Origin of the sequence: Micromonospora inyonensis (genome assembly GCF_900091415.1) — a bacterium.
In the GTDB taxonomy this organism is placed as follows: Bacteria; Actinomycetota; Actinomycetes; order Mycobacteriales; family Micromonosporaceae; genus Micromonospora; species Micromonospora inyonensis.
Genome location: NZ_FMHU01000001.1, coordinates 1,344,000 through 1,367,545, shown reverse-complemented (window position 1 = coordinate 1,367,545; position 23,546 = coordinate 1,344,000). Strand labels below are relative to the sequence as shown.

Genomic DNA, 23,546 nt, shown 5'->3' with positions numbered 1-23,546 from the left:
CGCCCGCGTCCGATGAGGTTCAGCGGCTCCAGTCCTGCTTGGCGGCGCGGACCAGCCGGTCCTTCAGCTCCCGGGTGTGCCGGCGACTCACCGGCAGTTCGGTGGAGTCGACCACCACCACGTAGCCCGAGTTCGCCAGCCGCAGTTCGGCGATCAGCCGCAACTGCACCAGGTAGGAGCGGTGGATCCGGACGAAACCGGCATCCGCCCAGCGCTCGGCGAGGGTGGAGAGGGACACCCGGACCAGGTGCGACCCGTCGGCGGTGTGCAGCCGTGCGTAGTCGCCCTGCGCCTCCACCCAGCGCACCGCCGAGCGGGGCAGCATCCGGGTCGTCCCGGCCAGCTCGACCGGGATGGTCGGGTCGTCCTCGGCCCGGGCCAGCGCGGCCGGGTGACTCGGCACCACCCGCGACCCGATCACCCGGCGCAGGGACTCGGCCAGCCGTTCCGCCCGGACCGGCTTGCGCACGTAGTCGGTCGCGCCCAGGTCGAAGGCGTCCACCGCGCCGTCGTCGTACGCGGTGACGAAGACGATCGACGGTGGACGGGCGAAGCGGCGCAGCACCCGGGCCAGCTCCATGCCGTCCAGGCCGGGCATCCGGATGTCCAGGAACACCACGTCCACGTCGTCGTCGCGGAGCACCCGCAGCGCCTCGGTGGCGTCCGAGGCGGTGTGCAGCCGGGCCACCCGGGGGTCGGCACGCAGGTGGTACGCCAACTCGTCCAGCGCCGGGGGCTCGTCGTCGACGGCCAGCACCCGCAGGAATCCGCCGGTCACGAGCCGGCCCGGACGCCGGGGTGGAACTTCGGGATCCGCATGCTCACCTTCGTACCCGATCCGAGGCCGGTCTCCACGACCAGGCCGAACTGGTCGCCGAAGGCCGACCGGAGCCGCTCGTCGACGTTCGAGAGCCCGACGTGCTGGCCGGCGTCGTCCCCCGGGCCACCCGGGGCCCCCATCGCGCCCGACTCCCCGGCCAGCTCGGCGATCCCGGCGGTCAGCGTCGCCGGGTCCATCCCCACGCCGTCGTCCTCCACCGTGATGTGGCACTCCGCGCCGGCGTCCCGGGCCTCGATGCTCACCATGCCCGTGCCGGGCTTGCGGGACAACCCGTGCCGGACGGCGTTCTCCACCAGCGGTTGCAGGCAGAGGAAGGGCAGGGTCACCGGCAGCACCTCCGGGGCGATCTGGAGCCGCACCTGGAGCCGGTCGCCGAACCGGGCCCGTTCGATGGTCAGGTAGCGGTCGATCGAGCGCAGTTCCTCGGCCAGCGTGGTGAACTCGCCGTGCGCCCGGAACGAGTACCGGGTGAACTCGGCGAACTCCAGGATCAGCTCCCGGGCCCGCTCGGGATCGGTCCGGACGAACGAGGCGATAGCGGTCAGCGCGTTGTAGATGAAGTGCGGGCTGATCTGCGCCCGGAGCGCCCGGACCTCGGCCCGGGCCAGCCGTTCCCGGGAGGAGTCCAGCTCGGCCAGGGCGAGCTGGTCGCCGGCCCAGTCGGCGGTCTCCAGGGTGGCCTGCACCAGCCCCGGCGCGGGTGCCTCGTCGGCGACGGCCACCAGCGCCCCGACCACCCGCCCGTCCGGGCCGCGCAGCGGAGCGACGACCGCGCCGCGTACCGGGCAGTCGACCCGGTCGCAGCGCAGCTCCGCCTCGCCCAGCACGGTCGAGCGGCCGGCGGCCACCGCCTTCCGGGCCGCCGCGCGCAGCTGGTCCGCGTGGTGTGCGCCGCGCCCGTCGAGGGCGAGCAGGTCGTCCCGGTCGGTCAGCGCCAGCCCGGCCGCGCCCACCAGGGCCCGCAGGTGACGGACGGCCTTGCCCGCGCCGGTCTCGTCCAGCCCGGTACGCAGCGGTGCGGCGGCCAACCCGGCGGTGTGCAGCACCTCGTAGGTGGCCCGCTGGGTGGCGGTCGCGATGCCCCGCCGGGCGCGCAGCCGACCCACCCCGAACAGGGCGGCCACCAGCGCGGTCACCAGTGCGACGACCGCGAGCCCTGCGGAGACGTTGCCGCTCACCCGACGATCCTGTCCGGTCGGGCCACCGTCCGCCAAGCCCCCGTACGGCCGGCAGCGGTCAGTACGCGCCCTTGCGGGCGAGCACGACCCCGACAGTCCGCCAGAGAATGCTCAGGTCGTACGCGAGCGACCAGTTGTCGACGTAGTACAGGTCGAGCCGGACCGCCTCGTCCCAGGAGAGGTCGGAGCGCCCGGAGACCTGCCACAGACCGGTCATTCCGGGCCGGACCAGCAGTCGGCGGCGGACGTCGCCCAGGAAGTCGCCGTCGTCGGCGGGGAGCGGACGGGGCCCGACCAGCGACATCTCGCCCCGGAGCACGTTGATCAGCTGGGGCAGCTCGTCCATCGAGGAGGCGCGCAGGAAGCGGCCGACCGGGAAGACCCGGGGATCCTCCTTGATCTTGAATAGCATGCCGTCGGTCTCGTTCCGGTCCACCAGGGCGGCGAGCCGGTCCTCGGCGTCGACGTACATGGTGCGGAACTTCCAGACCCGGAAGGTCCGCCCCTCGTGCCCCACCCGGGGCTGCCGGAAGAAGACCGGCCCGGGATCGGAGACCCGGATCGCCACCGCGATGGCCAGGAACGCCGGGACCAGCACCAGCAGCCCCAGCCCGGCGGCCACCCGGTCCAGCAGGCTCTTCGTCAGCAGCGCCGGGCCGGAGAGGGTGGGCTCCTCGACGTGCAGCAGCGGCAGGCCCTCGATCGGCCGGATGTGCACCCGGGGGCCGGCGATGTCGGTGAGCTGCGGCGCGACCACCAGGTCGACCCCGGAGCCCTCCAGCTGCCAGGCCAGCCGGCGCAACTCGCCCGGCTCGGCGCTGGCCGAACCGCAGACCGCGATGGTGTCCCCGCCGACCTCCCGCACCAGGGCGAGCACGTCCCGGCCGGCGTACACCGGCACCGGGGTCTCGATCCCCCGCGCGGCGGCGTACCCGTCGGTGATGTGGATGGCGACCGGCACCAGGCCGGCGGCCGGGTTGCGGGTGACCGCCGCGTACACCTCCAGGCACTCCGGCAGCGTGCCCACCAGCACCATCCGGTGCCCGGCGTGCCCGGTCCGCCGCCGCACCCCGTGCAGCGTGAACCGACCCACCATCCGACCGAACAGGATCAGGCAGGCGGCGCCGAGCAGCGCGGTACCCACGGTGTACCGGGAGAGGTCGGTCTTGGTGGCGAAGGCCAGGAACGACACGCTGGCCGCCACGGTGACCGCCGCCCGGATCACCCGCTTGAACTCGTCGGGGCCGAGACCCAGGTAGCGCCGGTCGTACGCCCGGTTGCTCCAGAGGGTGACCACCCAACCGAGCGGGAGCAGGACGTACGAGACGGTGTAGAACCAGGTGGGGTCCTCCTCGGAGCGGGTGAATCCGGAGGCCGCCTGGTCGAAGAGCTGGATGGCGATCCAACTGGCCAGCGCCGCCGCGCCGAAGTCGAGCAGCAGCAGCAGGAAGGTGTAGGGACGGTGCCACCGGGAGACCCGGCGACTGGCCCGCGCCCACGCCGACCGGGGTACGCCGTTGTGCGATGGCGGTGTCGGCGGCTGGATCTCGAAGCTGTCGACGTGCCGCACGATTCTGCTCCGGCCTTCGTTGGTCACCGGGCGCTGGAGGCTTGCCGTCACCTCAACTGTGTCCTCCCGCATGACACGCGCCGCCCACACAGTGAGGGGCCCGGTCGCCCACCGTTACCAGTCTCCCACGCGAGCCCCGCCACCGTCGTCGACCCTGAGGAGATGACGTCGGTGCCGGGACCGGGATCCGGCCGGCTCCGATCAGCGGGAGCCGGGGACCGAGCCACTATACCGATGGATCGGGGTGGGGGTAGAGCCACGCAGCCGACGGTGGGGAACCGGATGGGCGATCTTGGCGCCGGTGTCCGAGTTCGACGTCACTCACCGTACGAGACGGGACAACCGTCGGTCAGCGAGCGGCTTGCCGCCGGTCTGGCACCGGGGGCAGTACTGCAGGCTGGAGTCGGCGAAGGAGACCTCCCGGACGGTGTCCCCGCAGACCGGACAGGGCAGCCCGGTCCGGGCGTGCACGCTCAACCCGGACCGCTTCTCGGCCTTCAGCTCCGCCGTCCGCTGCCCGACCGAGCGGGCCACCGCGTCGCCGAGGACCCGCCGGGTCGCCTCGTGCAGGGTGGCGAGCTGCGCCTCGGTCAGCCGGTCGGTCAGCGCGAACGGCGAGAGCCGCGCCGCGTGCAGGATCTCGTCGGAGTACGCGTTGCCGACCCCGGCCAGCACCTGCTGGTCGGTCAGCACTCCCTTCACCTGGCCCCGGCGGCTGCGCAGCCGCTCGGTGAAGGTGGCCAGGTCGGCGTCGAGGGCGTCCGGGCCGAGCCGGGCCACCCCGGGCACCTGCGCCGGGTCGGTCACCAGGTACGCCGCGAGACTCTTCTGGGTGCCGGCCTCGCTCAGGTCGAAGCCGGAGCCGTCGTCGAGGCGTACCCGCAGCGCGATCGGGCCCTTGCCGGGGCGCAGCGGCACCGTGGACGGGAACGACTCCCGGTAGTGCAGCCAGCCGGCACGGGCCAGGTGCACCACCAGGTGCAGGTCCCCGTCGAACCGGACGTCGAGGAACTTGCCGTGCCGGCCGGCGTCGGTCACCGTCCGCCCGGCCACCGCGTCCGGTGCGGGGTCGTACGTCTTCAGCGCGTTGATCGCCGCGACCTCCACCCGCCCCACCTGGTGCCCGACCGCACGTCGGCGCAGGTGATCGGCGAGCGCTTCCACCTCGGGTAGCTCCGGCACCCTTCAACGGTAGCCTTGGCACCCGTGAAAATCGTCGTGGCGCACAATCGGTACCGCCAGGCCCAGCCGTCCGGCGAGAACACCATCGTCGACGCGGAGATCGCCCAGCTCAGGGCGGCCGGGGTCGAGGTGCTGCCGTTCATCCGCAGCTCCGACGAGATCCCCACCATGCCGAAGACGGCCAAGGCGCTGCTGCCGATCTCGCCGATCTACGCCCCCCGCGCCCAGCAGGACCTGAGCCGGCTGCTCACCGAACACAAGCCGGACGTGCTGCACCTGCACAACCCGTACCCGCTGCTGTCGCCCTGGGTGGTGCGGACCGCGCACCGGCACGGGGTGCCGGTGGTGCAGACGGTGCACAACTACCGGCAGGTCTGCTCCTCCGGGGTCTACTTCCGCGACGGCGCGATCTGCCAGGAGTGCAAGGGGCGCACGCTCGGGGTGCCGGCGATCCGGAACCGCTGCTACCGGGGCTCGACCGTGCAGAGCGCCCTGATGGCGACCACCCTGGCCGTGCACCGCCCCACCTGGCGTTCGGTGGACCGGTTCATCGCGCTCACCTCGCAGATCGCCGAACACCTGCGCGAGTACGGGATCCCCGCCGACCGGATCGTGGTCAAGCCGAACGGCATCCCCGACCCGGGGCGGCCCGCCCCGCTCGGCGAGGGCTTCTTCTACCTGGGCCGGCTCTCCCCGGAGAAGGGCCTCGGCCTGCTGCTCGACGCCTGGCGGCGGCACCCGGACGGCGCACTCGGCCCGCTGCGCATCGCCGGGGACGGCGAGCTGCGCCACCTCGCCGAGGCCGCTGCCGCCGAACGCGCCGACGTGACGTACCTCGGCTCACTGGACCGGGACGGCGTGCGGGCGGTGATGGCGCAGAGCGCCGTGGTGATCGCCGCCTCGCTCTGGCACGACGTGCTGCCGACCGTGGTGATCGAGGCGATGGCGAGCGGCCGGCCGGTGCTCGGCACCGACCTGGGTGGCATCCCGTACCTGGTCGGCGCGGACGATCCGGCCGGCGCGGTCGGTTGGGTGGTGCCCGCCGACCCGGCCGCGATGGCCGCCGCCCTGCCGGTCGCGGCAGCCGGTGCCGCCGCGCTGTCGGCTCCGGCCCGGTTGCGCTACGAGCGCACCTTCCACCCGGACGTGGTCACCAGGCGCCTGATCGACGTGTATGCAGGACTGCCAGGAGGGGCACCTCGTTGACGCCCAGCGGACCGAGCACCAGCAACCCGTACCTCTGCACACTCGACTAACAGATGTGCGAAACGCCCTCAATAGTTAGGTTCGCCCAGGCCTGACTGTGCCACGATGGCTCGCTACAGTAGCAGCCCAAGCACCAGCAGGGATCCGGTCAAGAAAAAACGGCCCCCGGAGGGGCCGTTCCTGCCGTATCTCTCGGCGTCGTATGGCACCACCATACACGACGCAGAAGAAGACCAACGAGGTGAACGTGACCACACTCGCCGCCTACATCGACGGCTTCAACCTGTACTACGGGATGAAGAACAAGTACGGGCGCAAGCACATGTGGCTCGACGTCATCGAGTTGGTGCGCCAGCTCCGTCCGAAGGACGACGTCAAGCGCGTTCGCTACTTCTCCGCGATCGTGAAGGGCGAACCGGCGGCGGCTCAGAACCAACTCGACTACATCGAGGCGCTCAAGACGCGTAACGGCGTGCTCCTCGACGTTCATCTGGGCCGGTTCAAGGACCGCACAATCCGTGACTGCCGCCGTTGCGGCCAGCCCTACACCTGTCGCTGCGGTCGGACCTTCACGAGCTTCGAGGAGAAGGGAACTGATGTCGCCCTGGGCGCAATGATGGTCGCCGACGCTGCTCTCGGTGTCGCCGACACCACTCTCCTCATCAGCGCGGACACGGACCTCATCCCGGCGCTGGTCGCCGTCCGGCACGTCAGTCCCCAGCAACGGATCTACCTGGCCATGCCGCCTGGTAACACCAGGGCCTCGCGTTACCAGGCAGCCATTGGCGGCCTTGTGGCCTTCCCCATCGCGGAGACTGCACTACGGCGCGCCCAACTGCCCGCTATCGTGGCCCACTCGACAACTGGACGGTCCTACACCCGCCCCGCCAAGTGGTCTTGAAAAAGCGGCCACGATCCAACGTTGCAGGGCGCCAGAGGACAGGCACGGCAGAGTGAACTCACGAGGCGGCATCCTGGGCCCTCCTGCTACTCGGATGCGCCAGGATGCCGCACTTCGCGCCGAACGGACGCCCTACCGGCCGATCCGGAGGCTGTCGCGCTACGCCACCTCCCGGGCGGGGGCGGCGGTGTCCCGTACGGAGTCGAGGATCGCGATCAGGCGGTCCACGTCGGCGGACGGGAAGATCGACTCTGGGTCGGGCGCGATGTCGCTGAACGGGGACTCGTAGATCCGGTGGGGCTCCATGACGCCGTTCTGGGTCAGGTGGGCGATGATCAGCTCGATGAAGTGGAGCTGGTTCCCGGTGAGGGTGCGGCCGGTCAGGAACTCGCTGAACGCCTCGTTGGCCGCCTCCCGGTCGAGCCCGACCAGCGAGCGGATGAAGAGCCCCAGCCCGTTGGCCGAGTCGCGGGCCTGTTCGATGTCCTCGGCGCGGCCACCGCTGGCCACCAGCATCCGTTCCAGCTCGTCCAGGTCGGTGGGGGAGAGCGGCCTGTTCCGGCGGAGCTTCTGCAACGCCAGGTGGTCCTCGTGGGCGCGCAGGTACATGCGGGCCTTGGCCTGGAACCGCTCGAAGTTCGTACCGATGCTGATGTCGTCCAGCGAGACGACCGAGATCTCCCCCAACTCGTCGCTGAAGTCGGTGTAGACGATGGCCCGCTTCGCCCGCTCGATCAGCCGCACCAGCCCGCGCAGGCGGCGACGCATCAGCTCCAGCATCGGCAGGGTCACGTCCCGCCACCACTCGTCCCCGGCCACCTCGTCGAGGAGCCGCTGCTGCTCCCGGACGGCCGGGATGCTGGTCTGCTCCAGCAGCGTCGAGGCGATCAGCTGCACCTGCTGGCGCAGCTTGTCGTAGTCGGCGACGACCTCGAACTGGCCGAGCTGGAGGCGCAGCACCAGCAGGTCGAACCGCTTGGCCGCCTCGTCCTCGTCCAGCTTGGCGGTGGGCAGGCCGGCGAGGTTGCCGCCGATCTCCGCCACCGCTTCGGGGGTGAGCCGGTGCCAGCGCGTGAAGTCGAGGTAGTGCTCCACCAGCTTCCGCCTGGGGCGTACGGCGAAGTTGTCGAGGTGGATGGTCTCCACCCGGCCGTGCAGGTCGCGGGCCAGGTCCCAGCGCAGGCCCGCCTCGCTCTGCGTCCCGTCGGCCTCCGTCTCCGGGCCGGCGTCGGCGGGGAGCCGTTGGTCGAGGCGACAGATGAGGTCGAGCTGGGCCTTGAACAGCCGTTCGGTCAGCGACTGGCCCAGCCTCCGCTCCGCCTGCTCCGGGTTCTGGTTGAAGAACTCGAAGTTCCGGCAGAAGTCGAAGACGAGGAAGTCCTTCTTGTGCTGGCCGGGGCCGTAGAGGTCCGGGCAGAGCCGGGTGCCCCGACCGATCATCTGGAGGAACTTCGACTTCGACCGTACGGGCTTGCAGAAGACCAGGTTGACGACCTCGGGCACGTCGATGCCGGTGTCCAGCATGTCGACCGAGATCGCGATGTGCGGATCCTTCTCCGACTGCGAGAAGTCGTCGATGAGGCTCTGCGCGTACTCGGTCCTGTAGGTGATGACCCGGGCGCGGTGGCCGGCGTGGTTCGGGTACGCGTGGTCGAACCGCTCCTGGATGAAGTCGGCGTGGAACTGGTTCCGGGCGAAGATGATCGTCTTGCCGATCCGGTCCCCACCCGCCACCCGGTGACCGTGGGTCATCAGCGTCTTCAGGACGTTGTCCACGGTCTCCTTGTTGAACATCCACTTGTTGAGCGCGTCCGCGTCGACGGTGTCCGGCGGCCCGTCGTCACCCCAGTCGAGCGAGTCCCACTCCTCCTTCTCCTCCTCGCTGAGGTCGTCGTAGCGGATGCCGCGCCACTGGAAGTCGGTCTCGACGGAGAACGCGCGCGGCGGGACGAGGTACCCCTCCTTGACGGCCTCGTCGAGGTCGTAGTGGTCCGTGGGCACGCCGTCCTCAAGGTGGAACAGGCTGTAGGTGTTGCGGTCGATCTCGTTGCGCGGGGTCGCGGTGAGCCCGACCAGGAGGCTGTCGAACCAGGAGAAGATCGCCCGGTACTTCTGGTACACCGACCGGTGCGCCTCGTCGATGATGACCAGGTCGAAGTAGCCAGGCCCGAAGCGCCGTCCGCCACTCACCGTCTGGTTGATCAGGCCCATCATGGTCGGGTACGTCGAGACGTACACCCGGCCTTCGGCGTCCTTCTCGGTGACCAGGTTGACCGTGGCCGCGCTGGGCAGGTGCGCCTTGAACGCGTTGACCGCCTGGTTGACCAGCGCGTTACGGTCGGCGAGGAAGAGCACCCGCTTGACCCAGTTGGCCCGCATCAGCAGGTCGACCAGGGCGATGACGGTCCGGGTCTTGCCGGCCCCGGTGGCCATCACCACGAGTGCCTGCCGCTGCCGGTCCCGCTCGAACGCCTCGCCGATCTTCCGGATCGCCCGCTGCTGGTAGTGCCGCCCGACGATCTCCGACTTGATCTCTACGCCCGCGAGCGGCTTCCGCGTGGTCCGCCGCTGGATCAGTAGCTGGAGCTCGTCCTTGGTGTAGAAGCCCTGCACCGGGCGGGGCGGATAGGTCGTGTCGTCCCAGAGCCAGGTGTCGTAGCCGTTGGTGTAGAAGATGACCGGCCGCTGGCCGTACCGCTGCTCCAGACAGTCGGCGTAGAGCTTGGCCTGCTGCTGGCCGACGGTGGCGTCCCGCCGGGCGCGCTTGGCCTCGATCACCGCGAGCGGCTTGCCGTCGTCACCCCAGAGCACGTAGTCGACGAAGCCGGTGCCGGTGGCGTTGGGCATGCCGGTCACCGGGAACTCGCGGTCCTCCGGGCCGTCGAGCCGCCAGCCGGCCTCGGCGAGCAGCAGGTCGATGAAGAGATCGCGGGTCTGCGCCTCGTCGTAGTCGTGCTCGTCGGGGCGGGTTTCGTTGGCGGCCTTCGCGGCGGCGACCTCGGCGCGCAGCTTCGCCAGCTCGGCGTCGAGGGTGGCGGACCGCTCCCGCTCGGCAGCCAGCGCCGCGTCCTGGGCGGCGAGCTTGTCGGCGAGCGCCTTCAGTTCGGCCTGGCTCCGCTGCCGCACCTGGGAGGAGTCCTGCTGCGCGATCAGATTCGGGTCGAAGGCGAGGGCGTTCGGCGGGACCTGCGCCTGGTCGCGGGTGTAGTGCCGGGCGATCCAGTACGTGACGTGGAACAGCTCCCGCAGGACCGGCAACGAGTGGTCCTTCGTCACCGGGGTCCGCTCGTGCACGGCCCGATTGCCCTGCTTGCGGATGATGTCCATCTTGGCCTGGATGGTGTTGCCCACCAGGTTGCGCAGCGTCGGCTCGTGGATCTTCGCCGATAGATCGTTCCGGTACGGCCGCCGAAGTGTCGCGTCGGCGTCGAAGAGCCAGCCCAGCGCGAGTTCGAGGGTGCGCCGGGCGTAGAAACACGAGCCCCGCGGGTCGGCGACGGCCAGTCGCTCGGCCCGCAGGGCCTCGTCAAGCAGGTCGGGCCACTCGGCCCGCAGGAACGCGAAGTTGCTCACGACGTCAACCCCTACAGTGGACAGCCGCCGAGCATCTCACATCAGAGCAGCCCCCGGAAAGCCCGATCCTGCAACGACGCAAACAGCGCGTCCAACTCCGCCAAGCTTGCCCGATGTGCCGCCTTTAGGCGTTCCACGCCTCGAAGGCGTTCGACGAAAGCTTGCTGCAGAGCGAGTGGCGGCAGCACGATGGGCATGGCCTTGATGATTTCCATATTCAGCCCCGCCATGATCGCCCCCTTCGCTGACTGCAGAAGGTAACGCTGAGCGGTTGGGTGCGTCAGAAAATATTGATGAAGAAACTCGGGCAGACAGCGGCCAGGGTCCAGCGTGATGCAGCATAGGTGCTTGGTGTTGATGGCCCGTGGGATGTCATCTGGGACCACGGCGCAACGGCCGCAAGTTCCCATGATGGTAATCAGGACATCGCCGGGATGTACGGTAAACCGCGCAAGCTGCTCGTACTTCTCCTCGCTAATGAATCTCCTCTTGCCCCAGCGGAATTCATTATCAACCGCGTTGTCGATTCCAAGAACGGCAACACCTTGGTTGAGAAACTCGCTGTGCAGCAATTGGCTGCCGAACGGGCCGGTACGTATCGAACCCTTGCGCTGCTGGGCCACATCAGCAACCGCAACTGTCGGCCATTCGTTCGATGCTTCGCCCGCAAACATGTCGAGAAATATTGATTGAGTAAGGTTGTTTAGGTGGACTAGGGTCTCACGGCGCTTGGCGCGCAGTTCGTCCGCTCGATCGAGTACCTCCCCGATCCTCTGCTGCTCGCATATCTCAGGCATGGGGATGGAGAGACTGGCCAGAAAAGCTGCGGGCACTCGCCGTTGCCCTGCGCTGCCGGTCATTCGTTGCTCGCCGGCTATGCGAACTATTGGTCTTCTTAGGAAATGGAGGAGGTAGCGCGAATCGATCTGCGAACGGTTGGGTTTAATTACGTGGAACTCGGTTGAGCCAACGCCGATCGCTTGACGAATGGTGGCCTGCGCAATCTTCCCGTTCTCAAAGCAGGGCGTAATCTTGGCGACGAGGATGTCCCCATTGGCGAAGATTGTATAGCCTTTGCTCACATCACCGAAAAGCCGATCCTCGCCCCTCTCTGTGGATCCGGTCTGTGCGTTGACTGCGGACATTGGAATGAAGGAGATGGGTTCATCGGTTGCGGGACGAGCGGCGGGCTTTGGGTTGATAGCCGCGACGTCGGCGAGCTTGGAAAGTTGCAATGTCTTCATCCGAGCATTGCCTTCAAGTTGGAGATGCCCTGCCCAATATCAGACTCAAGGCGCTCTAGGTCCATCAGGATAGCTAGCGGAGCCCGGTACTCGACCTCCTCATGCACAATCTCCTTGTACTGGCTAAGGCTGAGGTTATAGCTCTTCTCCACGATGTCGGCCTTCGGCACGCAGAAGCTTTGTTTCGTCCGTGCCCGTTGCAACTCGTCACCGTCCCGCTGGAACCAGCGTGCCAAAGCGTCCGGGAGGTTGTTCTTCGCATGCTCCTCCTCGGCCAGCGCCATGTCAGGTAGCGGCCCGAGCTTTTCTGCTGGCAGCAACGGAACTCGCTTGTCGTCGAGACTCCAACCGTCGGCGGTTACCTCGTAGAACCACACGTTGTCAGTGCCGCCGCTATTGGTTTTGGTGAAAAGCAGGATAGCGGTGGAGACACCCGAATAGGGCCTGAAGGTGCCGCTCGGCAGCTTGACTACCCCGTCAAGCTTGTGGTCCTCAATCAAGATCCGCCGAAGTTCTTTGTGTGCCCTACTCGGCCCGGAGAGCACGCCGTCTGGGACGATCACGGCTGCCCGGCCGCCGGGCTTGAGGAGTCGGAGGAAGAGCGCGAGGAAGAGCAGCTCCGTCTGCTTGGTCTTGACGATCTGCTGGAGGTCCTTGGATGTGCTCTCGTAGTCGAGGCTGCCCTTGAACGGTGGATTGGCCAGGATTAGCGAATATTTATCCGACTCGTCGCTGACGTTCTCGGCGAGTGAGTCGCGGTAGTGGATGACCGGGTTCTCGATGCCGTGCAGCAGCATGTTCATGCTGCCGATCCGCAGCATCATGCCGTCGAAGTCGAAGCCGTGGAACATGCTCTCGTGGAAGTGCGTCCGCTGCTTTACATCGAGCAGTGCGTTCGGATGCACGCGCCGGACGTACTCGCCGGCCTCGACGAGGAAGCCGGCGGTGCCGCAGGCCGGGTCGCAGATCTCGTCGGTGGGCGTCGGTGCCATCATCTCGACCATCAGTTGGATGATGTGCCGTGACGTGCGGAACTGGCCATTGTGACCAGCCGTGGCGATCTTGCTGAGCATGTACTCGTAGAGATCGCCCTTGGTGTCCCGGTCCGCCATTGGGATCTGATCGATCATGTCGACCACGCGGGCGAGTAGCGCCGCGCTGGGGATGGTGAACCGGGCGTCCCGCATGTGCTGTGAGTAGGTCGACCCGTCGCTACCGAGCTGCTGGAGGTACGGAAACACCTTGTGAGCGACGATCTTGTACACCGTCTCCGGGTCGCGGTCCTTGAAGCTGGACCATCGGAGCTCTTCCTGATTCGGGCCGAACCTGAACGTGACCTGTGCGTTCGGGAAGCGCTCCGCCTTCTTCCTCTCCCGCGTCTCGATCTCGTCCAGCCGCTTGATGAAGAGTAGGTAGGTGATCTGCTCGATCACCTCCAGCGGGTTCGAGATGCCGCCCGACCAGAAGGCATCCCAGACGCGGTCGATCTTGCTCTTCAGTTCACCGGTTATCACGTGCCTCGTCCCCATGGCGTCGCGTCAGCTTGGCTCCACAGGCTAGCCCCTGTCCCGGCGAACCAGCGGAGGCTGTCCGGAAGGACGTGAGCCGACCTGACGACCACCCCGCCGAGGAACTGGGGCAGGAGTGGAGACCTTCCGCAGGCCGGCTTGTTGGACGAAGAGCTCTCGTCGAGTGACGGCGTCGCCCTTCTTGTTCAACTGGTACCCGTCGAGCCAGAGCCAGCCGTCGAACGTCGGTCGGTCGAGGACGCGGATGAGGCGGAACATGATCGGCTTCACGAACTGAACGCTGGCGGCGCGAGTGAGGTGGAGCAGGTCGCCAGCTTTGAGCTGTGCTACCGCTGGCGGAACCGGTACCACGCCGTGATCCGCGTTCGCGCGATCTGGACGTCCTGGCACCAGCCGCTGTCCGTGCAGTGCGGGCAGCGGTGATGCCGGTGGTATTCGAGCACGTACCAGGCGGTCTGAATCAGGAGCGGAGTCCGTCTCGCCGTCATGACCACAACCCCGCCCGGTATTCCCCGGCGAGGGTCAGCAACGGCCGCTCGGGCAGGTAGGTCACGGGCGCGACCCCGATCGCCCGGTACGCGCCTGCCCGCTTCCGATAGATCGTCGCGCCCAAGCGGCCGAGTGGGCTGGCTTGGCGGTTCCTGAGCGGCCAGAACTGCTGGGGCATCTTCCGCCACGCCCACCAGTTCGCAATCCGACGGCCAATCGGCGGAAGGTCAGGGTGCAGCACGACGCTACCGGCTTGCCCGTAGTTCACACCCCGCCAGCTACGCCCACAGCGAGGTAACCTGAAGCCGGCTCGTCGCCGACTCGCCTGACGGCTGCTGTCCGGGTGTGGGCGCATCCCGCGACCGCCGCAGCCGGGACAGCTCAACACTGATCCGCACTGGCGACACCAGCGTGACTTGACCTTGAACAAGAACAGGCCGGCAGCGAAGCCGAGTAGCGCCACTACGCCCAGAACGAGAAATGAGATCAATTTCCACTGCCTTCCTGGTCTCTGGAGGTCAAGTCCGGTTGATGAGTGGCGCAGCCATAACTGATTTCCGTCATGCGGGTGTCACCTGCCCGTGGGAACAGGCGAGTCGCCTGTTCCCACGGGCAGAGACGCGCTGGGTCCGCGTTTGCCGAACGAAGGACCGCTGCCTGACTCATGTTAGAGACCTTTAGTACCCAAGGCAATGTTGGTCTTGAAGCGGGGTAGGTGGCGTGGTCCGATGGAGGTGCCGAACGAAGGAACTTCCAACATGCCCATACCGACTGGCGGCTACCGCGAGGTAGCCGAGGACATCGCCGCGCGGATCAAGAGCGGCGAGTATGCCCCCGGTGACCGTCTACCGACGTACCGGGAGCTTTCCGACCTTTACCGGGTCAGCGTCACGACCGTGCAGCGAGCGGTGATCATCTTGCAGGACCGTGGCCTGGTCGTCGGGCTGCAAGGCCGGGGCCTGTGGGTAGCGGAACGGCAGGGGTGAGATTGTGCCCCTTCCTGAGGCAGCGCCAAGGGGCGGGCCGAAAACGCATTTTGGCAGCGCGCCGCCGCTCCGGCAGCCACACCCAGAGCCCGTCGCGCAGCACCGCCTCAGCCGGTTCACTCCGGACGATCAAGGATCGGATCAACGAACTTCGAGAGGTAGGCAAGACGGGATGACCCCTCGCGACCTGAGCCACGCAAAGTGGCGGAAGAGTAGCCGCTCCAGCGCCAACGGCCAGTGCGTCGACGTCGCGGACAACATCCCCGGTGCGGTCGCCGTCCGAGACAGCAAGGACAGGAGCGGCCCGGTGCTGGCCTTCGGCGCTGAGGACTGGCGCAGGTTCGTTGACTTCCTGAAGTACCACTAAGAGGTCGCGCGGAATGGTGGGTTGATCGGCGCGCCTGAACGGATGCAGGCACAGAACTGGTGATCATGAAGTTGCTGACGCTCCGTGATCACGGGAGGTTCTGTGCCTGCCATCCCAGCATGGCTGATCGAGCCGTTGTGGGTCCAGTTCGCCGCGCTGCTCCCCGATCGGCCGACCTACCAACCGACACATCCGCTGGGCTGTCACCGCAAGCGGATCGATGACCGCATCGTGTTCGACAAGCTGGTCCAGGTGTTGCGGTTCGGCTGCGCCTACGAGGCGATCGCCGATGCCACCTGTTCGGCCACCACGATCCGCGGCCGCCGTGACGAGTGGATAGAGCTTGGGGTGTTCGCCCAGCTCAAACAGATCGCCCTGGACGCCTACGACCGGCTCGTCGGCCTGGTCCTCGACGACATCGCCGTGGACGGCTGCATCACCAAGGCTCCCGGCGGCGGCGAGGCCGCCGGACGCTCACCGGTCGACCGGGGCAAGCAGGGCATGAAACGCTCGTTGATGGTCGACGGCTACGGCATCCCCCTCGGCCGGGTCCTGGCCGGCGCGAACCGACACGACTCACCCCTGCTCGGCCCCACCCTCGACCACCTCGACGACCTCGGCCCACTACCCCAGGCCATCACGGTGCACCTCGACGCCGGATACGACTCCCAGGTCACCCGCGCCCTGCTGGCCGAGCGCGGCCTGACCGGTGAGATCGCCCACAAGGGCGACAAGGCGCCCATCCAGGCGAGCCAACGGTGGCACGTCGAACGGACGAACAGCTGGCACAACGCGTTCAACCGGCTGCAACGCTGCTACGAACGAACAGAGAAGGTCATCGACGCCTTCTTCGACCTCGCCGACGCGATCATCACCGTCCGCAGCCTCATCCGGCGTGCATGGACCCTCTACCGGTGGAACAACCGACCCGCCCGCCGCCGATGATCAACAACCATTCCGCGCGACCTCTAACGCAACCAGGGAGGCGAGGCCATGGCGGAGATGAAGCCACGAGCGGCCAAGGGCGGCGCGGCTCTTGCCGCTTCTGGGAAGGGGATGGCGCGGAGTCGAGCGACCAAGCGTGCGGCAGCACCCGACAACGGGGCGCTGACCAGGAGCGGAGTTACCCTCACTCCCCAGTTGGAGGCAGAGCTGACGGCGGAGGCGGAGGCGGGTTACGACGTCGGCAAGCTGATGCCTCGCCGGGTGGGTAGGCCCTCTCTCTTCGGAGGGCGGCACCTCCCACAGGCTCAGCATTCGCGTCGACGACCAGACGTATCAAATGCTCCAAAAGGTGGCAATGCTGACGAATCGCCGGCCGAGTGAGCTCGTCAGGGAAGTACTGCAGGCCGCGTACCCGGTAAGCCGGTCTTGACCTGCATCCGGCCACGCCGCGCCCCTCCACCGTGGTCACGTCCGCGCAGGTGGTGTAGGTCTTGCGGAACACGGTCAGCAGTATGATCCGCCTGTCCTTGATCAGAGTCCGAGGATCTGTCGGACGCGCTCCTCGACGCGGCGGAGCTCGGCGGGTGCCAGCCGACCGAGGCGTCGACGTAGGCGGGGCTTGTCGACCGTGTGCAGGTCCGTGCAGTTCACGTATGACTGGTCGTATTTGGTCAGGCCAGCCTCCGGCCCGATCGGAACGTGGGTGACGGACGGTCCGGCGGTGCCGGTGACCAGCGCGACCGTGACTGACGAGAGCGGTTGGGCGATGCGGTTGACGGTCAGTACGACTGCGGGATGCGGCCCGATCGGCTGAGGCATCGCGCACACCCACACCTCACCTCGCAGGGCCGTGGCGACGCCTACCACTGGGTGTCGTCCGCCGCCTGGAGTTCGGCCTCGGTGGCGGGGGCAACGCCGGCGGGCAGGGGAGCCTGCTCACCTTCGTAGAAGGCACGGATCTCGTCCGCTGCCTGTGCCTCCGCTGCTTCCCGAACGAGGAGGCGGAGACCTTCCCGCAGGGCTTCGGAGGTGGAGCCCAGGTTCAGGTGCCGTACCACCATCTCCAGGTCGGCCACCTCGTCCGGCTGGAGGCGGACCTGGGCGATCTTCGTGCGGGAAGTCGGGTTCTTCGTCTCTGATCGCGCCGGACGGGCCTTAACCTGCTTGTTGCGTTTTCCCCCGGCGCCGGTCACGGCGCGCCGTGGCGTGGCCGCGTCCTTGGCCGACTTGCCTTCCTTTCCGCTGGTGCCGACTGGCGACTCTTGTCGTACAGGTGTCATACACCGATTGTGGTGCGCTCCGGCCGGCCCGTCAAACTTCCCTCGCCTACCTGACCTGCCCGGATACTTCCCCCACCACGTGGACCACACTCTGCATATGGAACGCATCGGTGTCCGGGAGCTGGATCAGAACACGCGCCAAGTGCTGAGGCTGGACAAGCTGGTGACTGCGGGCCGCGCCGTCGCCCCGACCAACGGTGGTCCAGTTCCGCTCCCGCCCAAGCTCGGGGACGAGAATGAGGACGTGGCCGCCATGCTCGCGGTCGGGCGGACCGAGGAGCGCTGGTGATTCATCCTGCGACGTCTCACCTGCGGGCGTCGGGGTGGATCAGGTCGTGCGTCTCCCCACCCCCGTTGCGCAGCTCCTCTACGGCTTCGTTCAGGCGGTGCGCGTTGGCGGGGCTGGCCATCAGATAGGCCGTCTCCTTCAGTGACGCGTACGTCAGCTCGACGTCGTACGCCTCTGCGGCCCCGGGCTCGGCCATGCGCCGGTCACGCATGACCGACCAGTTCATTCGGTCACTCACGACCTGGCCCTCCTTTGCTACGTGGTGCGCCTGATCAGCGCAACGAAGCATGGGCCGAGAAGGCGATGCTGGCCAGCAGGAAGCCGCCGTTGACCACGGTGAACGCGACTACCACCCAGAACGTCAGCGCTGGCGCGAAGGTCAGGACCAGGCCGGCCAGGAAGATCACCGCGCCGTAGTCGCGGACCAGCTTCACCAGGCGTACCGGCAGCGAGGTCGAGGTGACCATGCTGGCGGCGTTCGGCCCGGTCTGCATCACCGAGGTGACCAGGTTGACCATCCAGGTGCCGGCGAAGGCGGCCACCAGCCAGACCGGCGTTCCCGGGCGCTGTGCCACCGCCACCGTGCCCAGCGCGGTCACCAGGGCGATCTGGGCGGCCACGTCGCAGAGCACGTCCACCCGTGCGCCGGCCGCACTGCCCTGACCGGTCACCCGGGCGAGCTGACCGTCGGCACAGTCCAGGGCGTACGCCACCTGCCAGCCGACCAGCGCGACCAGCCCGACCACCCAGGCCGGTACGGACCCGGCGGCGACCCGGTCGGCGAGCGCCACCACGGTCACCGAGGCGGCCAGGCCGAGCACCAGGTTCATGATGGTCAGCGCGGTGGGGCGCAGGCCCAGTCGCTGGGCGACCAGCGCGAACACCGCGCCCAGCCACTGGCTGACCGACTCGCTGAACAGTCCGCCGCCCCGGTTGACCCGGTGGAAGTCGGCGACGGTGGGACGGGACGATTCAGTCAAGGTGGTCGCGGAGTGCACCGGCGTAGTCTGCCAGCCGCTCCCGCGTCTCGGTAGGCGACATCGCCAGGTGTTCGAGGATGGTGTAGCGGTCCGGCCGGGTGCGGGGCGCGTACTGCACCGCCTCGACGAACTGCTCGTCGGTCAGGCCCAGCCCGGCCGGGTCGACGGCCAGGCCGTGCCGGTGCAGGCAGCCGGCGAGCTGGGCGAAGCGCTCCGGCTCGTCGCGCAGGAAGGTGCAGAACAGCGCGCCGAGGCCGACCTGCTCGCCGTGCGAGGCGGTGCCCGGAAAGAGCCGGTCGATGGCGTGCGAGATCTCGTGGTCCCCGCCGCTCGCCGGACGGGTCGAACCGGCCACCGAGCTGGCGATGCCACCCAGGATCAGCGCCTCGGCGAGGGTGGTGAGGAAACCGTCGTCGGTGATCGTTCCGGGGTGGTTGACCAGCGCCTCCGCCCCGGTGCGGGCCAGGGTCACCGCCAGCCCGTCGACCGGCTCGTCGCGTACCCGGTGGGCCAGTTCCCAGTCGGCGCAGGCGCTGATGTTGCTCACCGCGTCCCCGATGCCGGCCTGGGTCTGCCGGTCCGGCCCGTTCTCCACGAAGTCCAGGTCGACGATGACCGCGATCGGCATGTGCACCCCGTACGAGCCCTTGCCGCCCTCGTGGTCCAGGGAAGCGGTCGGTGAGGCGATGCCGTCGTTGGCGAGGCTGGTCGCCACGGTCACCATCGGCATGCCGTACCGGGTGGCGGCGTACTTGGCGGTGTCGATGGTCTTGCCGCCGCCGATGCCGACCACCGCGTCGTAGTGGCGCGAGCGGAGCCGGTCGCCCAGCTCGTTCGCGGCGTCGATGGTGCCCCCGGTGACCGTGAACATGTCGGCGGAGCCCAGGCTGGGTTGGCACAGGTTGGCGATCTTCTCGCCCTGGCCGGGGCCGACCACCACCGCCACGTCACCCCCGGCGGAGATCCGCCGGTCCGCCAGCAGCGGGCCCAGGTCGGCCACCGCGCCCCGCCGGACCTCGATCACCAGGGGCGTGTTGACCGTACGGGCTAGTAGTGGCACGCGATCTCCCGCGCGCGGGCCAGGTCGTCGTGGTTGTCGACCTCCACCCAGGCGACGTCGCCGATCGAGGCGGCCCGGACCTCGCCCCCACGCTCGGCGAACTCCTGGTAGCCGTCCTCGTAGTAGAGGTTCGGGTCGCGCCGCCAGGTCGTCTCCAGGGCGTCGGCGAGCGCGTCGGCCACCTGCGGCTCGATCAGGGTCGCGCCGATGTACTCCCCGTACGCCTCGGTCGGGTCCATCAGCTTGGTGATCCGGGTGAGCTGGCCGGTGGCGTCGAAGGTGGTCTTCATCTCCTCGTCGGCGAGCTTCTTGACCGTGTCGACGGCGAGCAGGATGCCCGGACCGCGCTGGGCGAGCAGGGTCCGCTCCACGTCGACCGGGTGCACGGTGTCCCCGTTGACCAGCAGGACGCCGCGGGCGAAGTGCTCCCGGGCCAGCCAGAGCGAGTACGCGTTGTTCCACTCCTCGGCCCTGTCGTTGTGCACGAGGGTGATCGTGACGCCGTACTTCTCCTCCAGGGCCCGCTGCCGGGTGACGACCGCGTCGGCGGCGTAGCCGACCACGATCACGATCTCGGTCAGCCCCACCTCGGCCAGGTTGCGCAGCGCGATGTCGAGGATGGTCGTCTCCCCGTCCACCGGCACCAACGCCTTCGGCAGGGTGTCGGTGTACGGGCGCAGCCGGCGCCCCGCTCCGGCCGCGAGCACCATCCCGATCATCGGCGACATCCTCCCTGTTACGACTGGCGTCCCCGCTGGAGGATAGTCGGGGCGGACGGTCAGCCGGGCAGCGCGGCCAGGTCGGCGAGCACGGCCAGCCGCTCGTCGGGGGCCAGCACGGTGTACGGGCCGGCGGCCCGGCGGTCGGTCTCCTGCTCGATCGCCAGCCGCTCCGGCCCGTCCGGCAGGGTGCTCACGCTGGCGGCGGTGTGCCCGGCCGCGGTCCACGCCGCGGCGTGCGCGTCGGACCGGTGGTAGCGCAACGTGCCCAGCCGGTTGAGCAGCAGCACGCCCGGCGGGGTGCCGTCCGGCTCGTACGGCGGGGCCATCGCGCGGAACGCCTCGCTGGGCGCGGTGTCGTCGTTCTCCTCGACCACCACCAGCGCGTACGCCAGCAGCCGGCCGAGCGTCTCCACCAGCCGGAGCACCCGCTCGTCGTGCCCGGCCCACAGCTCCTCGGTGACCTCGCCGTGCACCTGGTAGATCTCGGCGAGGAAGGCGCCACCCCGGTCGGTGGCCGAGAAGGCGCCGTCGGGTCGCCGGTGGATCATGCCGTGCGCCACCTGCTTGTCCAGGGCGCGCTGGCAGGTGGCCGGATCCCGGTACCGGGTCACCGCGGTGAACCCGGCCGCCGTGACGGTGCCCCCGGGCGCGGCGAGCCGGGTGCGGAACTCCACCAGGAAACCGGTGGCAGCCGGCCCGCCGTACCGCTGGCTCAGCTCGGCGCCGCCGCCCTCACGGCCGGCGAGCATGCCGGCGACGAAGACCCGGTCCATCGCCGGGGCGACCAGCCCCGCGAACCGGTGCGGCGGGAGCTCTACCCCGTCGCTCACAGCCCGATCGAACGTAGGGCGGCGAACGCGTTCTCCGCGATCTGCCGGATCAGCCCGTCGTTGACGTCACGGTGCTCGTCCAGCACCGCCATCTCCTGCTCGGTGATCCACCGGAACTCGGTGTGCTTTCCCGCCTCCAGTCGGGGGCGGTCGAGGTCACCGTCGACCCGGACCAGGAAGTCGGTCTCCACCCGCTCGATGCCGTCGTTGCCCGTGTAGCGGTACTCGCCGACGAGACCGAGCACGTGCGAGACGGTCCAGCCGGTCTCCTCGAAGACCTCCCGGCGTAGCGCGTCCTCGACCTCCTCGCCCGGCTCCAGATGACCGCCCGCAATGTCCCAGGTGTTCGGGAAAAGCCGTCGTTCCGGGGACCGGCGCTGGATGAAGAGGCGGCCCTGGTCGTCGACGATCAGTGCGCCTGCGCAGCGTAGAGGCTCGGTGGACACGCCTTGACCCTAGCGAGGGATCAGCGTTCCGGCGACGCCCGGACGGCTCGGCCGGAGTCCGGGGTGTGGGCCGGAAATCGAGGGGTAGAGATAGCTGGTGGGTGCGGGGACAAACCGGTACCGCGCCGCCGGGAGGTCGCCATGCGTAGCGCCAGGGAACTCGTCGAGTCGCAGTACGCGATGCTCCGGCAGCGGGACCTCGCCCGGCTGCCCGAGCTGTACGCGGACGACGCCTTCTACTCGATGCCGGGGTTGACGGTGCGCCCGATCGAACTGCCGGCATTGCTGCGGGCCTGGTCGGGGGCCTTCCCCGACCTGCGTTCCGAGTTGACCGGGCTGGTCGAGACGGCCGGTGGGGTGGTGGTCGAACAGCGGATGACCGGTACGCACACCGGCGCGCTGCACACCGCCCTCGGGGCGGTCGCGCCGACCGGCCGCGCGGTGAGCTGGGACGTGGTCGACGTGGTCCGGGCCCGGCACGGCCTGATCGCCTCCTGGCGCTCCTACTTCGACCAGGGCCTGCTCCTGACCGACCTGGGCTGGCGGCCCGAACCGGCCGCCGACGCCACGCTCGCCGCCTGAGCTGGTCGGGGGCAGATCACCCGTCCCGGTGGCTCAGGATGCGGACATCGTCGTGCCGTCCGCGATCGGCCACCGGCCGCCCGTACGCTCAGTAGCCATGACCGCCGAGCAGCTGATCTCCTTCGCCCGTGGCGCTCCCTCGCTGGACATCGTCGATGTCGAGGGGCTCAAGGCCGCCGCCGTCCGCGCCTTCGACGTCGACCCCGCCGGGGTGACGGCGTACGGCACCTCCGTCGGTTACCCGCCCCTGCGGAAGTGGATCGCCGACAAGCACGGCGTGGCACCGGAACAGGTCCTGGTCACCAACGGCTCGCTCCAGGCCGACGCGTTCCTCTTCGACCACCTGGTCCGCCCCGGTGACGCCGTCGTGGTGGAGCGGCCGACGTACGACCGGACGCTGCTGAACCTCCAGCGTCAGGGCAGCGAGTTGCACGCGGTGACCATCCAGCCGGACGGCCTGGACACCGCCGAGCTGCGCAAGCTGCTGGAGTCCGGGGTGCGCCCCCGGCTGGCCCACGTCATCCCGAACTACCAGAACCCGGCCGGTGTCACGCTCTCCCTCGAGAAGCGTCGTGAGCTGCTCGACCTGGCCGCCGAGTACGGGTTCACGATCTTCGAGGACGACCCGTACGCCGACATCCGGTTCCGGGGCGAACCGCTGCCGTCGATGCTCTCGATGGACACCCGGGGTGTCGTGGTGCACGCCTCCAGCTTCACCAAGACGGTCTGCCCGGGGGTGCGGGTCGGCTACCTGGTGGGGCCGGCCGACCTGATCGCCGACATCGCGAAGAAGGCGACCAACCTCTACATCTCCCCCGGCATGGTCTCCGAGGCGATCGTGCACCAGTTCTGCGTCTCCGGTGACATCGAGCGTTCGATCCGGACGGTCAGCACCGCGCTCGGCGAGCGGGCCCGGGTGCTGGCCGAGTCGCTGCGCCGGCACATCCCCGAGGCGCGCTTCGTCGAGCCGGACGGGGGCTACTTCCTCTGGGTCGAGCTGCCGGAGGACGTCGAGGTGGACCGGCTCGCCCCGGCGGCGGCGGAGCGCGGCGTCGCGGTGGTGAAGGGAAGCGACTTCGTCCTCGGTGGCGGCCGGCACGCGCTCCGGCTGGCCTTCTCGGCGGTGACCGCGGACCGGATCGACGAGGGTGTCCGGCGGCTGGCGGAGGCCATGGCCGCCGTCCGGGGCTGATGGCTGCCTGCTACGCCAGGTCTCTGTCAGATATTTGACAATAGCTAACCTTGGGCCGGCTCGGGTCTCCCCCTCCGCCGGCCCGCAGCCCACAATGCTGCGAGCGTCCTTCACGTCGAACGGCCTGGTAGGCCCCGGTGCGGTCGTCCGCACC

Annotated in this window: 25 protein-coding genes; 9 read left to right on the top strand and 16 right to left on the bottom strand. The window is 68.8% G+C overall.

The window, feature by feature from the left end:
* Positions 1 to 19: 19 nt before the first annotated feature.
* The 4 genes from GA0074694_RS06185 to GA0074694_RS06170 all read right to left on the bottom strand — a co-directional run bounded on the left by GA0074694_RS06185 (position 20) and on the right by GA0074694_RS06170 (position 4,771).
* Entirely contained in the window at positions 20 to 778 is a 759-nt protein-coding gene (locus GA0074694_RS06185; RefSeq protein ID WP_091453775.1) for a LytR/AlgR family response regulator transcription factor, read from the bottom strand.
* Positions 775 to 2,019: a sensor histidine kinase gene (locus tag GA0074694_RS06180; protein WP_091453772.1), complete on the bottom strand. Its 1,245-nt coding sequence runs from the start codon at positions 2,017 to 2,019 to the stop codon at positions 775 to 777. Before GA0074694_RS06180 ends, GA0074694_RS06185 begins: the two co-directional genes overlap by 4 nt.
* Positions 2,020 to 2,077: 58 nt before the next feature.
* Positions 2,078 to 3,589, bottom strand: a complete 1,512-nt coding sequence (locus GA0074694_RS06175) for a sugar transferase (RefSeq protein WP_245714561.1) — start codon at positions 3,587 to 3,589, stop codon at positions 2,078 to 2,080.
* 321 nt (positions 3,590 to 3,910) lie between these two features.
* The gene (locus GA0074694_RS06170; RefSeq protein ID WP_091453765.1) at positions 3,911 to 4,771 is read right to left on the bottom strand and encodes an Fpg/Nei family DNA glycosylase; all 861 of its coding nucleotides are present in this window, start codon (positions 4,769 to 4,771) and stop codon (positions 3,911 to 3,913) included.
* 24 nt (positions 4,772 to 4,795) lie between these two features.
* On the opposite strand from GA0074694_RS06170, the gene GA0074694_RS06165 reads away from it, so the two are divergent.
* Entirely contained in the window at positions 4,796 to 5,977 is a 1,182-nt protein-coding gene (locus GA0074694_RS06165; protein ID WP_091453761.1) for a glycosyltransferase family 4 protein, read from the top strand.
* A 247-nt stretch (positions 5,978 to 6,224) separates the two neighbouring features.
* A complete protein-coding gene (locus GA0074694_RS06160; protein WP_176737797.1) occupies positions 6,225 to 6,878 on the top strand; it encodes an NYN domain-containing protein in 654 nt (217 codons plus the stop codon).
* A gap of 159 nt (positions 6,879 to 7,037) precedes the next feature.
* Here GA0074694_RS06160 and GA0074694_RS06155 read toward each other — a convergent pair whose 3' ends face one another.
* The 4 genes from GA0074694_RS06155 to GA0074694_RS06140 are packed head-to-tail and all read right to left on the bottom strand — an operon-like array spanning position 7,038 to position 13,470.
* A complete protein-coding gene (locus GA0074694_RS06155; RefSeq protein WP_091453753.1) occupies positions 7,038 to 10,451 on the bottom strand; it encodes a DEAD/DEAH box helicase family protein in 3,414 nt (1,137 codons plus the stop codon).
* A gap of 41 nt (positions 10,452 to 10,492) precedes the next feature.
* Positions 10,493 to 11,695, bottom strand: coding sequence for a restriction endonuclease subunit S (locus GA0074694_RS06150; protein WP_091453750.1), 1,203 nt, complete (start codon positions 11,693 to 11,695; stop codon positions 10,493 to 10,495).
* The gene (locus tag GA0074694_RS06145) at positions 11,692 to 13,209 is read right to left on the bottom strand and encodes a type I restriction-modification system subunit M (protein ID WP_091458735.1); all 1,518 of its coding nucleotides are present in this window, start codon (positions 13,207 to 13,209) and stop codon (positions 11,692 to 11,694) included. The genes GA0074694_RS06150 and GA0074694_RS06145 overlap by 4 nt, the downstream gene beginning before the upstream one ends.
* A gap of 42 nt (positions 13,210 to 13,251) precedes the next feature.
* Positions 13,252 to 13,470 carry a hypothetical protein gene (locus GA0074694_RS06140; RefSeq protein ID WP_245714717.1) on the bottom strand — a complete coding sequence of 73 codons (219 nt, stop codon included), beginning with the start codon at positions 13,468 to 13,470 and terminating at the stop codon, positions 13,252 to 13,254.
* Between GA0074694_RS06140 and GA0074694_RS32625 the strand changes: the two genes are divergently transcribed.
* The 4 genes from GA0074694_RS32625 (at position 13,366) to GA0074694_RS06120 (ending at position 16,011) form a co-directional block, all read left to right on the top strand.
* Positions 13,366 to 13,647, top strand: a complete 282-nt coding sequence (locus GA0074694_RS32625) for a hypothetical protein (protein WP_245714757.1) — start codon at positions 13,366 to 13,368, stop codon at positions 13,645 to 13,647. The two genes, GA0074694_RS06140 and GA0074694_RS32625, sit on opposite strands and share 105 nt — an antisense overlap.
* A 794-nt stretch (positions 13,648 to 14,441) precedes the next feature.
* The gene (locus GA0074694_RS06130) at positions 14,442 to 14,699 is read left to right on the top strand and encodes a winged helix-turn-helix domain-containing protein (protein WP_245714560.1); all 258 of its coding nucleotides are present in this window, start codon (positions 14,442 to 14,444) and stop codon (positions 14,697 to 14,699) included.
* A 172-nt stretch (positions 14,700 to 14,871) separates the two neighbouring features.
* Entirely contained in the window at positions 14,872 to 15,066 is a 195-nt protein-coding gene (locus GA0074694_RS06125) for a DUF397 domain-containing protein (RefSeq protein ID WP_091453738.1), read from the top strand.
* A 102-nt stretch (positions 15,067 to 15,168) separates the two neighbouring features.
* Positions 15,169 to 16,011, top strand: a complete 843-nt coding sequence (locus GA0074694_RS06120; RefSeq protein WP_091453604.1) for an IS5 family transposase — start codon at positions 15,169 to 15,171, stop codon at positions 16,009 to 16,011.
* Positions 16,012 to 16,542: 531 nt separating this feature from the next.
* Here GA0074694_RS06120 and GA0074694_RS06115 read toward each other — a convergent pair.
* Complete coding sequence (locus GA0074694_RS06115) at positions 16,543 to 16,845, bottom strand: type II toxin-antitoxin system PemK/MazF family toxin (protein WP_281189695.1); 303 nt, start codon at positions 16,843 to 16,845, stop codon at positions 16,543 to 16,545.
* A gap of 26 nt (positions 16,846 to 16,871) precedes the next feature.
* On the bottom strand, positions 16,872 to 17,291 hold the full coding sequence (locus GA0074694_RS32620) for a hypothetical protein (RefSeq protein ID WP_245714559.1): 420 nt from the start codon (positions 17,289 to 17,291) through the stop codon (positions 16,872 to 16,874).
* 97 nt (positions 17,292 to 17,388) lie between these two features.
* Between GA0074694_RS32620 and GA0074694_RS06105 the strand changes: the two genes are divergently transcribed.
* Positions 17,389 to 17,580, top strand: coding sequence for a hypothetical protein (locus tag GA0074694_RS06105; protein WP_091453732.1), 192 nt, complete (start codon positions 17,389 to 17,391; stop codon positions 17,578 to 17,580).
* A gap of 16 nt (positions 17,581 to 17,596) precedes the next feature.
* Here GA0074694_RS06105 and GA0074694_RS32615 read toward each other — a convergent pair whose 3' ends face one another.
* Genes GA0074694_RS32615 through GA0074694_RS06075 form a run of 6 tightly spaced genes read right to left on the bottom strand, consistent with a single transcriptional unit; the run spans position 17,597 to position 21,618 of the window.
* Positions 17,597 to 17,818, bottom strand: coding sequence for a type II toxin-antitoxin system Phd/YefM family antitoxin (locus GA0074694_RS32615; RefSeq protein ID WP_245714558.1), 222 nt, complete (start codon positions 17,816 to 17,818; stop codon positions 17,597 to 17,599).
* Positions 17,819 to 17,852: 34 nt separating this feature from the next.
* Complete coding sequence (locus tag GA0074694_RS06095) at positions 17,853 to 18,578, bottom strand: CDP-alcohol phosphatidyltransferase family protein (protein ID WP_091458730.1); 726 nt, start codon at positions 18,576 to 18,578, stop codon at positions 17,853 to 17,855.
* Positions 18,553 to 19,620, bottom strand: coding sequence for an iron-containing alcohol dehydrogenase family protein (locus GA0074694_RS06090; protein WP_091453728.1), 1,068 nt, complete (start codon positions 19,618 to 19,620; stop codon positions 18,553 to 18,555). The genes GA0074694_RS06095 and GA0074694_RS06090 overlap by 26 nt, the downstream gene beginning before the upstream one ends.
* Complete coding sequence (locus tag GA0074694_RS06085) at positions 19,608 to 20,339, bottom strand: phosphocholine cytidylyltransferase family protein (protein WP_091453723.1); 732 nt, start codon at positions 20,337 to 20,339, stop codon at positions 19,608 to 19,610. The genes GA0074694_RS06090 and GA0074694_RS06085 overlap by 13 nt, the downstream gene beginning before the upstream one ends.
* Before the next feature lie 59 nt (positions 20,340 to 20,398).
* Positions 20,399 to 21,172, bottom strand: coding sequence for a helix-turn-helix domain-containing protein (locus tag GA0074694_RS06080; RefSeq protein WP_091453718.1), 774 nt, complete (start codon positions 21,170 to 21,172; stop codon positions 20,399 to 20,401).
* Positions 21,169 to 21,618, bottom strand: a complete 450-nt coding sequence (locus GA0074694_RS06075) for an NUDIX hydrolase (protein WP_091453713.1) — start codon at positions 21,616 to 21,618, stop codon at positions 21,169 to 21,171. The genes GA0074694_RS06080 and GA0074694_RS06075 overlap by 4 nt, the downstream gene beginning before the upstream one ends.
* A 141-nt stretch (positions 21,619 to 21,759) precedes the next feature.
* Here GA0074694_RS06075 and GA0074694_RS06070 point away from each other — a divergent pair, with 141 nt between their 5' ends.
* Together GA0074694_RS06070 and GA0074694_RS06065 are read left to right on the top strand one after the other, a co-directional pair.
* Entirely contained in the window at positions 21,760 to 22,200 is a 441-nt protein-coding gene (locus tag GA0074694_RS06070) for an ester cyclase (RefSeq protein ID WP_091453710.1), read from the top strand.
* A 97-nt stretch (positions 22,201 to 22,297) separates the two neighbouring features.
* Positions 22,298 to 23,392, top strand: a complete 1,095-nt coding sequence (locus tag GA0074694_RS06065) for an aminotransferase-like domain-containing protein (RefSeq protein WP_091453705.1) — start codon at positions 22,298 to 22,300, stop codon at positions 23,390 to 23,392.
* The last annotated feature ends 154 nt before the right edge of the window (positions 23,393 to 23,546 follow it).